Origin of the sequence: Microbacterium sp. AG157 (assembly GCF_003385695.1) — a bacterium.
Classification (GTDB): Bacteria; Actinomycetota; Actinomycetes; order Actinomycetales; family Microbacteriaceae; genus Microbacterium; species Microbacterium testaceum.
The window spans coordinates 987,789-1,001,595 of the sequence record NZ_QRDK01000001.1 but is presented as its reverse complement, the minus strand read 5'-3'; the positions used below and the strand labels follow the sequence as shown (position 1 = coordinate 1,001,595).

Sequence of the window (13,807 nt, the reverse complement as noted above, 5' to 3'; positions counted from 1 at the left end):
CGCCGTCCGCTTCGCGTTCCGACGCGCGAGCAGCGATGTCGGAGGTCCGCTCTAGCCTGGGGGCATGAGCGACCTTTCGATCGGTGACGACGGCACGGCTCGCTGCGCGTGGGCCGGTGCCGACGCCGAGTACCAGCGGTACCACGACGAAGAGTGGGGCACCGCCTTGCACGGGGACCGTCGGCTGTTCGAGAAGATGAGCCTCGAGGGCTTCCAGGCGGGTCTCGCCTGGATCACGATCCTGCGCAAGCGCCCGCGTTTCCGCGAGGTCTTCCTCGACTTCGAGCCCCGGGCGGTGGCCGGGTTCGGCATCGACGACGTCGAGCGCCTGATGCAGGATGCCGGCATCGTCCGCAACCGCGCCAAGATCGAGGCCGTGATCGGCAACGCCGCCCTGGTCGCCGAGATGGGCGAGGGCGAGCTCGACGCCCTGCTGTGGTCGTTCGCGCCGGTGGATCATGCACCGCCCGCGACCTTCGCCGAAGTCCCCGCCCTGACGCCGGAATCCACCGCGATGAGTAAAGAGCTGCGTCGTCGCGGTTTCCGGTTCGTCGGTCCCACCACGATGTACGCGCTCATGCAGTCCTCGGGCATGGTCGACGATCACGTCGCCGGGTGCTGGCGCGCGGCTGGCTCGTGACCCCTTCGACGGGGGCGGATGTGCGGTGGGCCGCCGCACACGGGTAGAGTGGGGTGCGGAGCCATTGGCTCCCAGCGTCGTCGAACGCACCGGCCCCTTCTTCTCGGGCCTTTGACCTTCACGGCGAACGGATGCGCCACCCGGTGCCTTCGCCCATTGCAGCCGCAGCTTCGCGGCATCCCGAACCGCCGTGCGCGCGTGCGCCGCGGCTGGAGTATTCATGACGTCCCAGACTTTCGCCGACCTCGGCGTGCCCGCCCCCCTCGTCGACGTTCTCGCCTCGCAGGGTAAGAACGACGCCTTCCCCATTCAGGCCGACACCCTGCCCGACACCCTCGCCGGGCGCGACGTGCTCGGCCGCGGCAAGACCGGCTCGGGCAAGACCCTCGCCTTCTCGCTCCCGCTCGTCGCGCGTCTCGCCGGCAAGAACGACCGTCGCCGCGGACGCAAGCCCCGCGCGCTCGTTCTCGCTCCCACCCGTGAGCTCGCCAACCAGATCGACGAGGTCATCAAGCCTCTCGCGGCCGCGTACGGCCTGGTCACCACCACCGTCTACGGCGGCGTGAACCAGAAGCGCCAGGTCGATGCGTTCCACGGCGGGGTCGACATCCTCGTCGCGTGCCCCGGCCGCCTCGAAGACCTGATCGGCCAGGGGTACGCGAGCCTCGACGACGTCGAGATCACCGTGCTCGACGAGGCCGACCACATGGCCGACCTCGGCTTCCTGCCCGGCGTCACCCGCCTGCTCGCCCGCACGCCCGCCGACGGACAGCGCATGCTGTTCTCGGCGACGCTCGACAACGGCGTGGACAAGCTCGTCAAGCGCTTCCTGCGCAACGAGGTCCTCCACTCGGTCGACGAAGCGCACTCGCACGTCGCGGCCATGACCCACCACGTCTTCGCCCCGGCCGACGCCGACGCGAAGAAGGACCTCGTCCAGACGCTCGCCTCGGGCACCGCGCGTCGCATCCTCTTCATGCGCACCAAGCACCAGGCCAAGAAGCTCGCCAAGGCGCTCACCGCCGCCGGCATCCCTTCGGTCGATCTGCACGGCAACCTCTCGCAGCCGCAGCGTGACCGCAACCTCGCGGCCTTCGGTGACGGCCGCGCCAAGGTGCTCGTCGCGACCGATGTCGCCGCCCGCGGCGTGCACGTCGACGGCGTCGAGCTGGTCGTGCACGTCGATCCGCCCGTGGAGCACAAGGCGTACCTGCACCGCTCGGGCCGGACCGCCCGCGCCGGCACCGCCGGCGACGTCGTGACGATCATGCTGCCCGAGCAGCGTCGCGACACCCTCGACATCCTGCGCAAGGCCAAGATCTCGGCCACGCCCACGGCCGTGACGCCGACCTCTCCCGAGGTCGTCGCCCTGGTCGGCGAGGTCGCTCCGTACGTCAAGCCCGAGCCGGTCATCGCGCAGCCCCAGGGCGGTGGACGCTCGCAGGGCGCAAACGCCCAGCGCAAGCGCGCCGAGCGCGCCCAGGGTGCAGACGCCGCGTCCGCGGGCGGCGGACGTCGTCGTCGCGGCCGGGGCGCCGGCGGTCCCTCGGCCGATGCCCCCGCCGCCGGGGGCCACGCATCCCAGGGCGGCCGCAGCCAGGGCCAGCGCTCCGGTGCCGGTCGCGGCCAGGGCGCCGGTGGCGGGCAGCGCGCCGGAGCGGGCGCCTCGCGTTCGCAGGGCGCGGGCCGCTCGGCATCCGGAACCCCGACGACCGGCATGGTCGTCGGAGCACGCAGCCCCCGCACGAATCGTCGCGCCCAGGGCTGATCACGTCACGAGGCCCCCGCAGATCCGTCTGCGGGGGCCTCGTCGTTTCTCTCCTCGTTCACGGGGTCCCGTCGGCGCACGCGGACGGGATCATCGACCCCGGTCCCGGTGCGGGCCGCGACGGCGGTACGGTCGTTTTCGCGGGTACTCCGGCCGACCTGGTCGCGGCGGGCTCGACGGTGACCGCCGAGCATCCTGTGCGGTACGTCGGGTCGTGACGTCATCGCCGGGACCTGCGAACGCTGTGAAGAAAGGAACCGCCCCAGATGACTCCCGGTGAACTCGTCGATCGCTATCTCGCCGCTCTGCAGAACGCCGACCTCGAGGCGGTGTTGGCGCTGTTCGCGCCGCAGGCCCGAGTGAACTCGCCGCTGTACGGGACGCTCGCACCCGAGAACTTCTACCCCGTCCTCTTCGCCGACACGCAATCGTCGAAGCTCACGCTGCGCAGCGTGATGAGAGATCTTTCGGGCGCGCCGATCCTCAGCTTCTGGTTCCGGTTCGACTGGGTGCTGGCCGACGGTTCCCCCGCGCCGTTCACGGTCGTCGATGTGGCTGAACTCGCCCCCGACGGACGCATCGAGACGCTGCACATCGTCTACGACACCGCCGAGGTGCGCCAGACGTTCGACGCGGGGCGCGTCAGCGATCCCTCCTGATCACCGCCCACCCCATCGGGCGGAGACGGCGGCCTCAGCCGCGCGGCGGAAGGGTCGCGTCGTGCAGGTGGCGATCGCCGTGAGAGAGGACTTTGACCATCACGCCGCGTCGACGAAGGTCCGCGACGGCACGCGTCTCGTCCTCGCGCGTCAGGCCGAGAGCGTGCACGCTCGCGACGACGAGAACGTCACCGCGCGTCAGCGTTCCGAAGAACCGGTCGAGTCTCTTCGACCATCCCTCGAGGGTCTCGGGCGCGGGGTGACGGAAGCCCTCGATCGGCACGCCGAAGCGGGTGAGATCGTCGCGCTGCTGCTTGACGGTCTCCATGTCGGGGCGCGAGACCACGAGGCCGACCAGCCGCGAACCGGCGGGGCGTGCACGCCACCAGTCGCGGTCGCTCTGCAGCTCGGTGAAGCACTTCGGGCACTCCGCCGCTGCGTGCGCGAGCGGCACGGGACTCGTCCCGGCGGCATCCGCGGATGACGGCATCGTCGGGATCGGATCGCTCATGGAAACCTCCGCGTCCATTCTGCCGCACGACCCTGCGAATCGGCCCGTCCCTGCCCCGAGACGCCATGTCCCGTTCTTGTCGCTGTATGTCCCGGATTGTGCGGCTCAGCGTGCCTCCAGGCGACACAAAGTGGGACACGGGTTCGGCCGAGCGTGTGGCACGTGGCCGCGGGCAGACGCACCGCGGGCCCGCCGCGACGCGCACGACGGGTCCGCAGGCGACCGCCTCAGTGAGCCGAGTAGCCGCCGTCCACGAGGTGGTAGCTGCCGGAGATGAACGAGGCGTCGTCGCTCAGGAGGAACAGCGTGAGCGCCGCCACCTCGGCGTCGGTGCCGAGACGGCCCGTGGCGTGCTCTCTCTCGAGGTGGGTCAACGCCTCGGGCGACAGGCTCGAGCGCACCAGCGGGGTGTCGATGAACCCCGGGCCGACGGCGTTCGTGCGGACGCCCTGGGCGGTGTACTCCAGCGCCGCGACCTTCGTCAGTCCCACGAGGGCGTGCTTGCTCGCGACGTAGGCTGCGTTCTGCGCGATGCCCACGGAACCCAGCACGGATGCCATGTTGACGATCGCCCCTCCTCCGGAAGCGACGATCGCGGGAAGCTGGAACTTCAAGCCGTAGAAGACACCGTCGAGGTCGACGGCGCGCACGCGGTCCCAGGCCTCGACGTCGTAGTCGCCGATGTTCTGGGGAGCGGCACCGATGCCGGCGTTGTTCACGGCGAGGTGCAGTCCGCCGTATGTCTTCTTGGCGAACTCGACGGCCGACTCGGAGTCCTGCCATTTCGCGGTGTTCTGCGCGAAGGCCGAGGCGGTCCCGCCCACGACGGTGATTTCCTGGGCGACGCGCTCCGCGGCATCCAGGTTGATGTCGGTGACGACCACCGACGCGCCTTCTGCGCCGAGCTGCCGCGCGATGGCGGCTCCGATTCCGCTCCCGCCGCCGGTGACGAGGGCGACTTTCCGATCGAACCTGCTCATGGGTACTTCTCTCCCGCCGTCGAGTCACCACGGCTCTCGCGATGACCGCATGCGCGTGAACGGAAACCGTCAGGCGGGCCGCGGTATTCCGCCTCAGCCGTCGGCGCCATCGTCGATGCGTAGTTCGAGGCTCAGTTGGTCGGCGTCCAGCTCGGCGAGGGCGTGCCGGAGTGCCGCGGTGCTGAAGCGTCCGTCGCGGCTCAGGTCATCGAGTCGCGTGCGCATCGCCTCGATCGAGGCGAGTCGGAGCTCGAGCAGATCCCGCACTCGCGCGGTCGCGTCGTCGTCCTCGTTCGGAGGCTGCACGAGGCGTGCGCCCGCCCGCTCGATCAGGTCGGCGGGGAAGGGCTCGCCGTTCTGTCGGGCGAGCGCGCCCGACTGCACCGCCGAGATCGCGGCATCCCGGAGCTCCGCGCTCAGGGCGCGCTGCTCGTCTCGCGACGGCCCCTCGCCGCCCTCGCCGCTGAGACCCACGGTCCGGACCACCGCCGATAGCGTCAGCCCCTGCGCGACGAGGCTGAATAGCGCCACGAGGAAGGCGACGAAGATCAGTAGGGGGCGCTGGATGTTCGGGTCCTCGGGGAGAGTCTGCGCCGCGGCCAGAGTGACCACGCCCCTCATACCCGCCCACACGATCACCGTGCCGTGGCGCGCGGTCAACGGGGAGTCGCGGTAGTAGTCGAGATCCGCCATCGTACGTGCGATGCGCGAGCGCATCCATCCGATGCGGCGCTCGGTCCGTGCGGGGTCGGCGCCGCGCTCGCCGAACTGCTCCGGTGCCTCGCGGTAGGCCTCTTCGAAGCGGTCGAGGCGCTGCTGCGCCCCCTCGATCCGATCCTGGTGCCGGGGGTGACGGCGGCTGCGCCGGGCCTGGAGCCCGATCAGGCCCGTCACGTAGAGTGCGCGCACGAGCAGCACGATCCCCAGGGCCGACAGCGCCAGCCAGGTGCCGTGCCAGAGGCCCTCGTGCTCTCTGAGGTTGGCGACGACGATGTCCTTCAGCTCGAGACCGAAGACGAGGAAGACGCCGCCTTCGAGGATCAACTCGACCGTGCGCCAGTTCAGGCGATCGCTGATGCGCTGCTCGGGCGTGAACCGCCGCGCGGCTCCCTGGCCCGTGACGATGCCCGCGACCACCGCCGCGACCAGGCCCGACCCGCCCAGGTGCTCGGTCGGCAGATAGGCCAGGAACGGGATCGTGAAGCTCAGCGCGGTGTTCGCGGCGGAGTTCGACACGCGTTCGCGCACGCGCAGGTTCACCCACCCGATCGCCGCGCCGAGCACGAGCGCGATGACGACGGCCCAGGCGAAGTCGGCGAGGGCGTCGCCGAACGCGAAACCGGATGCCACGGCCGCCACGGCCGTGCGCAGCAGGACGAGCGCGGTGGCGTCGTTCAGCAGGCTCTCGCCCTCGAGCATCGTCACCACGCGCGGCGAGATGCCCAGGCGCTTGGCGATCGAGGTGGCCACGGCATCCGTGGGACTGAGGATGGCCCCCAGGGCGATGGACAGGGCGAGACCGAGACCGGGGATGACGGCCCAGAAGAAGAGTCCGAGAACGAGCGAGCTGAACACGACGAGCACCACCGAGAGTCCGGCGATGGGGGCGAAATCGCGGCGGAACTCGATGGCGGGCAGCTGCACCGCCGCCGAGTAGAGCAGGGGCGGGAGCACCCCGACCAGGATGACCTCCGGGTTCACCGAGAAGGGCGCGACGAACGGCAGCAGGCTCACTCCCGCGCCGATCGCGAGAAGGACGAGGGGGCCCGCGACGTTGAAGCGCGGCCCGATCACCGTGGCGAGAGCGACGACCACCACCCCGGAGAGGACGAGGAGGAGGGGATCGATCATCCTTCGAGGCTAGCCCTCCGTGCGCCGCGGTCCCGATCGATGAGACAGCACCCCGCTGAACCTCAGCTCTCGGCGCGCACCGCCTCGGCCACGGCTCGCATGCCGGTCAGGGTTTCGGAGAAGCTCGTCGACAGCGGCGAGAGACCGATGCGCAGCCCGTGCGGATCGCGGTAGTCGGGAATGACGTCGCCCTTCCACAGGCGAGCCGTCACGGCCCGCATCGCCGGGTGCGAGAGCGTCACGTGCCCCCCGCGTTCGGCCGCGTCGCGCGGCGACGCGAGGCGCACGCCGAGCGGACTCAGGATGCCGTCGGCCACCCGCACCGCGAACTCGGTGAGTGCGACCGATTTCGCGCGCACGGCGCCGATACCGGCGTCGTCGAGGAGATCGAGAGTGTCCTGCATGGCGATCATGGCGAGCACCGGAGGGGTGCCCGAGAGGAAGCGGCGCATGCCGTCGGCGGGTCGGTACAACGGGCCCATCGAGAAGACGTCGGCGGCACCCATCCACCCCTGCACCGGCTGGGTGAGTGCGGCGTGGTGACGCGCGGCGACGTACGCGAAGGCGGGGGACCCGGGCCCGCCGTTGAGGTACTTGTACGTGCAGCCGACGGCGAGATCGGCGCCCCACGCGTCGAGCTCGACCGGAACCGAACCCGCCGAGTGGCAGAGGTCCCAGAGCACGAGCGCGCCGGCGCGGTGCGCGACGGCGGTGAGCTCGGCACCGTCGGCGAGAAAGCCCGAGCGGTACGAGACGTGGCTCAGCAGCACCACTGCGGTGCGGGGACCGACGGCGGCGCGGAGCAGGTCGGCATCCACTCCCCGTGTCGTATCGACGTCGATCCAGACCACGCGCGCTCCGCGCTCGGCGGCGATCCCTTCGACGAGGTAGCGATCGGTGGGGAAGTCGTCGCGTCCGACGACGATCTCGACACGCTCCGGGTCACGGGCCGTCTGCGCGTCGAGGGCCGCGCGCAGCATCTTGTACAAGAGCACGGTGGTCGAGTCGCCGATGACCGTCTGACCGGATGCCGCGCCCAGCGCCAGTGCCCCGATCCGATCGCCGATGACGAACGGCAGCTCCATCCACGCTTCGTCCCACCCGCGGATGAGGCGCCCGCCCCACTCCTCCGTGACGAAGCGCGCGAGGCGCTCGGCGGTGGCGCGCGGCGGTCGGCCCAGCGAGTTGCCGTCGAAGTAGACCAGCGAGCTGTCGCTGCCGACGAACGCGTCGCGGTGAGGTGCCAGGGCGTCGGCGGCGTCGAGCCGCTGCGCCTCGGCCTCGAACGAGTGGTGGGGGAGTTCGAGTCGGTCCACGGAGCCGAAGTCGGGGGAGGGGTCAGTCGACACGGGTCAGCTCCTCGGTCGGGACGACGGTCGCGTGGCTCAGCCACGTCGCGACCTCGTCGTCGTCGGTGGGGGTATCGCCGGCGACGAAGGTCGATACGGCGTCGAGGGGGGTCGTGCGGGGCCACGGGTCGGTGAGCGCGGCCACGAGGGCGTCGCCGCGCACGCCCGCGGCGGTCAGTGCCAGAAGCTCGCGCCGGTTCACGCCGACGGGGAGGGAGCCGTTGCCCAGATCGGTCCCGTAGAGCACGCGCCCACCCCGCGCGGCGAACGCGCGGAGGTTGGCGATCGCCCGCTCGCGGTCGGCGCCGCGGTGGATGTCGAGCGTCGAGATCCAGGCCTGTCCCGCAGCGACGGCTCGAGCCAGCGTCCGCCGCGAGACGGGAGCGTCGAACGGCGTGTGCGCGAGCACCGAGACGCCGGCCGCGATCGCGCGGTCCACCTGACCCGGTCCCTGCGCGTGCGCGACGACGGGAAGACCCCGCTCGGTGGCCGAGGCGACCACGGCCGCGAGAGCCTCGTCGGTGAGCACGGGCCCGGCGTCGGCATGGAGCGCGACCTTGATGACCTTGGCTCCGGCATCCGCCTGCTCGTCGACGGCTGTCCGGGCTCCGTCGTGGACCCCCGGATGCCGTGAGGCGTCGGTCACGAACCGCACGACGGACCGTGGCGCCCAGGAGCGGCCGTCGGGATACCCGCCGGGGACGGTGAGGAAGGCGCCGGCGAACGCGATGCGGGGGAGGCCCTCGGGCCGGCGAGCGAGAGCGGCGGGATCGCCGCCGAGGTCGACGACGGCGGCGATCCCTCGCCGAGCAAGAGACCCGGAGTCGATCAGATGCAGGTGCACGTGGTGATCGACGAACGCGGGCAACGCGCTCCCCGCCTCGGCGGTGAGCGCGCGGCGCACGGGCCACGCGGCGGAGAGAGTCACGCCGACGCGATCAGATCAGCGACAGCTCGCGGAGTTTGCTCTCGACGTCGGCGTTCGACGGCTCGACGTGGTGGCTGGAGTCGGGGTAGACGACCACGGGAATGCTGGTGCGTCCCGAGATCTCCTTCGCGACGTCGGCGGCAGAGGGGTCGGCCACGAGGTCGATGTACTCGTAGTCGATGCCGAGCTCGTCGAGCTGCTTCTTGGTGCGGATGCAATCGCGGCACCAGTCGGCGCCGAACATACGGATGGGTGCGTCGGAGGACATGCGTCCAGCGTACGCCGCGGGGCGGTGAGCGGCGCCGCGAGTCAGGCCGTGACTTCGTCTTCGAGGGGCTCGATGGCGCGCACGGCCTTGCCGACGCGGCTCTTCTTGGGTGCGTAGACCACCAGCGCGTGGAAGACGAAGCGCACCACGAAGGCGGCGATCAGCGTGAGCGCCGCGGCGATGACGCTGGGCATGTGCGCCTGGCTGACCAGGACCCAGATCACCGGGATGCGGATGATCGCCTCGACGCCGTTGAAGGTGAACGACTTGATGAAGCGGTGCCGCATGAGCCCCGACTCGGCGCGCATGTCGGCGAACACGAGGTACTCGAGCGCGATGAAGTTCGCGACGATCGTCACGATGCTGGCGATCACGGCGGCGATCAGGTACTGCACGCCGAACGCCTGCAGGGCCCACATGATCGCGAGGTTGGCCAGGGCGCCGAGGCCGCCGACGACGGCGAACGCCGACATGCGGCCGAAACGCAGCATGGTGAGCTGCACGAGGAAGCGCATGCCCTGACTGAACGAGGCCTTCGACTCACCGGCGAAGCGGGGCGCGAACGAGAAGGGGACCTCGACGACGCGCATCTGCTTGCGGGCCAGGATCTCGAGCAGGATCTTGAAACCGCGCGGCTGCAGCGTCTCGATCTCGAGTGTGCGGCGGTCGACGAGGAAGAAGCCCGTCATCGGATCGGTGCAGTTGTTGAGCTTGCGCGGGAACATCGCCTTGGTCAGCAGCGTCGACGCGCGCGATACCGCGGTGCGCACCGCGTTGGCGAGCCCGTCGGAGGTGCCCCCGGCGACGTACCGCGAGGCGACGACGACATCGGCGTCGCCCACCTCGGCGCGCGCGAGCATGTCGGCGATGACCTCGGGCGGGTGCTGCAGGTCGCCGTCCATGACGACGCAGAAATCGGACTCCGCCGCGCGGATACCCTCGACCACCGCGCCGCCGAGGCCGCCCACGGGGTTGTCACGGTGGATCAGGCGGACGGGGATGTCGGATGCTGCCGCGACCGCTCGGATGACGTCGGGGGTGTCGTCGGTCGAGTCGTCGACGAAGATGACCTCGATGGTGCGACCGAGCAGCGCGTGGGTCGTTCGTCGGACGAGCTCGGCGACGTTCGGACCTTCGTTGAAGGTCGGAACGATGACGGAAAGGTCCATAGATGCTCGCGTTTTCTCGGTGAGACAGAAGTGAACAGCGCAGACCGGCCGACGCGTGCCCAGTCTGAAAGTCTGGCGTACTTACCTGGGAGATCACGGATGCCTCCCTCAGTGCGCCCTAGGAAAGCGCCCGTGACGGGGACATTTCCGATGGCGCTCTCCGTCATCCGAGGGTCAACCGATCTCTTTTACGAGATCGTCGACCGTCATTCCGTAATTCATTCGGATGACAGGCAGTGCGAGTTTATCGGTACCGATGCGCACGTACCCGTGCTCGATGGTGCGACCGAGTTCGAAACCAGCGCGACGCAGCCCTTCCTTCGTCGTGTCGTTGTAGTGGCCGAAGGGGTAGGCCACGACTTCCTTCGCGCCGAGGACCTGCGCCGACCGATTCAGGTCGGCGGCGATCGTGTCGGCGTCGTCGTTGACCATCCGCCCCTTGCCGTTGGCGCCGGCGCGGTGCATGTCGTGGGTGTGCGAGCGCTGGAGCACGAAGGGATTGGGCGGGCCCTCGGAGCGCGCCGAAGTGATCACGAACGAGGTGGTGAGCAGCTTCCGGTCGTTGACGATGGGGGCGGCCATCTCGAGCCACGTGCTGTCGGCGTCGTCGTCGGTGATGATCACCGAGTGCTTCGGCAGGTAGAGCTTCCCGTCGATGAAGGCGCTCAGCTCGTCCCACGTCGGCAGGTAGAACCTCGACTGCTGGATGTGCGCCATCTGCGCGTCGAAGTCGCCCACGTAGGCGTAGTTCAGCCGCAACCAGTTGTCTTCGCCCTTCGGGTTCCGCGTGAACTGGTGGTACATGAGGATCGGGATTCCGGCGGCCTCTGCCGTGTTCGCTTCGGGAGTCGTCCACCCCGCGTGGAGCGTCCGCTGCCGATCGGTGCACGTCACGAGGTCGGCGCCGTTCAGCCGTGCCGTCTGCGTCATCGCGGCGGCGTCGGCCGCCGCGTCGTACCACCCGGCGAAGACGCGCCCCTCGGCGCGGGGGATCGGGAGGTTCTGGTAGCGCACCCCCTGCGTCTGCAGCTGCGGATCGAGGGCGATCCCGTCTCCCGCGAACGACACCGCGCACGACTGAGGATCGGTCGAGGTGGCCAGCAGGGCCTGGGCGGGGGTGAGGGGGGTGGGCGTCGGCGTCGGGGTCTCCGAAGGTGTCGCGCTCGCGACGGCCTCGTCGGTGGCGGGGGGCGCTTCGGGGCCGAGGGTCAGGGCGACGGCGCAGATGCCGGCTCCGACCAGGGCGACGGCGATGACCGCGCTGATCACGCGCTTTCGGCGAAGGCGGCGGGAGGCACGGCGGCGGTGCTCGGCTCGGGTGGTGTTCATGGTGCCTCGGGCTCGGACGGGTGAGTCGGCGCGATCCTATCGACGCGGACGGTCGCCTCCGTGAACGACGGTGCTTTCCGGCGCGGCGCTCGCGGGATGATGAAGGCATGATTCGCATCGGCATCGTCGGGACCAGTTCCATCTCCGAGCGCTTCGCGGAGGCGGTCGCCGCGGTCGAGGGTGTCGAGGTTTCGCGGGTGGCCTCTCGCGACGAAGCGCGCGCGAGAGCCTTCGCCGACACGATCGGGGCGCCCCGAACCGCCGTCGGCCTCACGGCGCTCCTCGCAGCCCCCGACGTCGATGCCGTCTACCTGGCCAGTCCCAACGCGCTGCACGCGGAGCAGGTGCGAGAAGCGGTGGATGCCGGCATCCCCGTGCTCGTCGAGAAGCCCGCCGTTCTGTCGGCGGGGGAGTGGGAGGTCGCGGTGTCGCACGCTCGCGAGCGCGGCGTCGTTCTGCTCGAAGCGATGCGCTCGGGGTACGACCCGGGACTGCACGCGGTTCGCCGGCTACTGCCGCGCCTGGGAACGCTCCGCCGCGTCTCGTTCCGGTACGAGAAGCGGTCGGCGCGCTACGACCACGTGCTCGCGGGAGAGCAGACGAACATCTTCGATCCCGCCCTGGGCGGAAGCGCGCTCCGTGACCTCGGGGTGTATCCACTGCACGCTCTGGTGCGGCTCTTCGGCGCCCCGCGCTCGATCGACGGCGTCCGGGTCGGCATCGCCTCGGGAACGGACGGGCTCGGGAGCGCGCTCGCCGCCTACGACGGCTTCATCGCCGACATCGCGTGGTCGAAGATCACCGACACCGCCCTGCCGAGCGAGATGCAGGGGGAGGAGGCGTCGCTGTCTATCGACGCGATCGACGCGCCCCGACGCTTGACCCTGACCCCGCGCGAGGGCGATGTCGAGCGGATCGAGGTCGAGGCGCCGGCCACCCCGATGGTGGGCGAGGTCGAACGGTTCCGTGACGCCGTGGCCGGGGCCGACATCTCGGACGATCAGCGTCTCACCGGCCTCACCCTGCGGCTGGTGGACGAGATCCTGGGGTCTGCGTCGGTGTGACCATTCACCCGCCGTTTCCGCGGCGGGGTCAGGATGAGCGAATGCGACGATCCGGCCGAGTGAGCGAGGTGTTCCTCGCGTTCCTGCGCCTCGGCGTCACCTCGTTCGGTGGGCCGGTCGCGCACCTCGGCTACTTCCGCGACGACCTCGTCGTGCGGCGGAAGTGGATGGACGACCGCGCCTACGCCGACCTGGTCGCGCTCTGCCAGTTCCTCCCCGGCCCCGCGTCGAGCCAGGTGGGCTTCGCGATGGGCCTTCATCGCGCCGGGGCTCTCGGAGCGCTGGCCGCTTTCGTCGCCTTCACCCTGCCCTCGGCCGTCCTTCTCGTCGCGTTCGCCGGGGGAGCGGCGCTGCTCGGCGGACCGGTCGCCGGGGGCATGATCGCGGGGCTGCAGATCGTGGCGGTGGCGATCGTCGCGCAGGCGGTGTGGGGCATGGCGCGCACCCTCACCCCCGATGCGCCGCGTGCGGGCATCGCGGTCGCGGGCCTCGCCCTCGCGCTGCTGCTTCCCGGAGCGCCGGGGCAGCTCGGTGCCCTCGCCCTCGGTCTGCTGTCCGGGCTCGTCCTGCTGCGCGGCGCGCCCGCGGCGTCCTCGCCCGCGCTGCCGTCTTTCGGCGTTCCCCGGGCTGTCGCCGTGACGTGCCTCGTCCTGTTCGCGGTCGGGCTGCTGGGGCTTCCGGTCCTCGCGGCGGCCACGGGGTCGGACACGGCCGCGCTCGTCGATGCCTTCTTCCGCTCCGGCGCCCTCGTCTTCGGGGGTGGTCACGTCGTGCTTCCCCTGCTGCAGGCCGGGGTCGTCGAGACCGGCTGGGTGTCACCCCCGGCGTTTCTCGCCGGCTACGGCGCAGCTCAAGCGGTGCCCGGCCCGCTCTTCACCTTCTCGGCCTATCTGGGTGCGGTGTCGTCCGTGGGCCCCGGCGGCCTCACCGGTGCGGCGATCGCCCTCTTCGCGATCTTCCTGCCCGGCTTCCTCGTGCTCGTCGGCGTGCTGCCTTTCTGGGATGCGGTGCGCGACCGGCCTCGCGTGCGAGCGGCGATGCGCGGCGCGGGGGCGGCGGTCGTCGGCATCCTGGGGGCTGCTCTCTACACGCCCGTCTTCACGACGGCGGTCACCGGCCCCGGGCCCGTGGTGCTCGCGGTGGTCGGTTTCGTCCTGCTCACGGCGTTCCGTGTTCCCGCGTGGGCGGTGGTGCTCGTCGGCGCGGCCGGAGGTGTGGCGCTCGCCGTCACCTGAGCGGCCGCCGAGAGCCGGTCCCGTCCGGGATGACACCGCGTCCCACGGATGCCAGG

13 protein-coding genes are annotated in these 13,807 nt (G+C 70.8%); 5 read left to right on the top strand and 8 right to left on the bottom strand.

Translation table 11 applies throughout. The annotated features are described in order from the left end of the window. Positions 1–64: 64 nt before the first annotated feature. From DEU35_RS04815 to DEU35_RS04800, 3 genes are all read left to right on the top strand, one after another. The gene (locus DEU35_RS04815; protein WP_116238736.1) at positions 65–640 is read left to right on the top strand and encodes a DNA-3-methyladenine glycosylase I; all 576 of its coding nucleotides are present in this window, start codon (positions 65–67) and stop codon (positions 638–640) included. A gap of 220 nt (positions 641–860) precedes the next feature. Then, positions 861–2,408 (top strand): DEAD/DEAH box helicase, encoded by a 1,548-nt coding sequence (locus DEU35_RS04810; protein WP_103206891.1) that lies wholly within the window; start codon positions 861–863, stop codon positions 2,406–2,408. A 266-nt stretch (positions 2,409–2,674) separates the two neighbouring features. Beyond that, positions 2,675–3,067: a nuclear transport factor 2 family protein gene (locus DEU35_RS04800; protein WP_103206889.1), complete on the top strand. Its 393-nt coding sequence runs from the start codon at positions 2,675–2,677 to the stop codon at positions 3,065–3,067. Between the two features lie 34 nt (positions 3,068–3,101). Here the strand turns inward: DEU35_RS04800 and DEU35_RS04795 are convergent, their stop codons facing one another. The 8 genes from DEU35_RS04795 to DEU35_RS04760 form a co-directional block, all read right to left on the bottom strand. Further along, positions 3,102–3,578 (bottom strand): dehydrogenase, encoded by a 477-nt coding sequence (locus DEU35_RS04795; protein ID WP_103206888.1) that lies wholly within the window; start codon positions 3,576–3,578, stop codon positions 3,102–3,104. 227 nt (positions 3,579–3,805) lie between these two features. Further along, positions 3,806–4,558 carry an SDR family NAD(P)-dependent oxidoreductase gene (locus tag DEU35_RS04790; protein WP_103206887.1) on the bottom strand — a complete coding sequence of 251 codons (753 nt, stop codon included), beginning with the start codon at positions 4,556–4,558 and terminating at the stop codon, positions 3,806–3,808. Between the two features lie 93 nt (positions 4,559–4,651). After that, entirely contained in the window at positions 4,652–6,409 is a 1,758-nt protein-coding gene (locus DEU35_RS04785; protein WP_116238735.1) for a sodium:proton antiporter, read from the bottom strand. Positions 6,410–6,471: 62 nt separating this feature from the next. Then, positions 6,472–7,725: a kynureninase gene (locus DEU35_RS04780; RefSeq protein WP_103207109.1), complete on the bottom strand. Its 1,254-nt coding sequence runs from the start codon at positions 7,723–7,725 to the stop codon at positions 6,472–6,474. Between the two features lie 22 nt (positions 7,726–7,747). Then, positions 7,748–8,686 carry a hypothetical protein gene (locus tag DEU35_RS04775; RefSeq protein WP_116238734.1) on the bottom strand — a complete coding sequence of 313 codons (939 nt, stop codon included), beginning with the start codon at positions 8,684–8,686 and terminating at the stop codon, positions 7,748–7,750. Between the two features lie 10 nt (positions 8,687–8,696). Beyond that, positions 8,697–8,954 carry a glutaredoxin domain-containing protein gene (locus tag DEU35_RS04770; RefSeq protein WP_103206884.1) on the bottom strand — a complete coding sequence of 86 codons (258 nt, stop codon included), beginning with the start codon at positions 8,952–8,954 and terminating at the stop codon, positions 8,697–8,699. 41 nt (positions 8,955–8,995) lie between these two features. Further along, a complete protein-coding gene (locus tag DEU35_RS04765; protein WP_103206883.1) occupies positions 8,996–10,123 on the bottom strand; it encodes a glycosyltransferase family 2 protein in 1,128 nt (375 codons plus the stop codon). Between the two features lie 174 nt (positions 10,124–10,297). Beyond that, positions 10,298–11,452, bottom strand: coding sequence for a polysaccharide deacetylase family protein (locus DEU35_RS04760; RefSeq protein ID WP_116238733.1), 1,155 nt, complete (start codon positions 11,450–11,452; stop codon positions 10,298–10,300). 107 nt (positions 11,453–11,559) lie between these two features. Here DEU35_RS04760 and DEU35_RS04755 point away from each other — a divergent pair, with 107 nt between their 5' ends. Together DEU35_RS04755 and chrA are read left to right on the top strand one after the other, a co-directional pair. Next, positions 11,560–12,516, top strand: a complete 957-nt coding sequence (locus tag DEU35_RS04755; RefSeq protein ID WP_116238732.1) for a Gfo/Idh/MocA family protein — start codon at positions 11,560–11,562, stop codon at positions 12,514–12,516. A gap of 41 nt (positions 12,517–12,557) precedes the next feature. Continuing rightward, the gene (chrA, locus tag DEU35_RS04750; RefSeq protein ID WP_116238731.1) at positions 12,558–13,751 is read left to right on the top strand and encodes a chromate efflux transporter; all 1,194 of its coding nucleotides are present in this window, start codon (positions 12,558–12,560) and stop codon (positions 13,749–13,751) included. Positions 13,752–13,807: the final 56 nt, after the last annotated feature.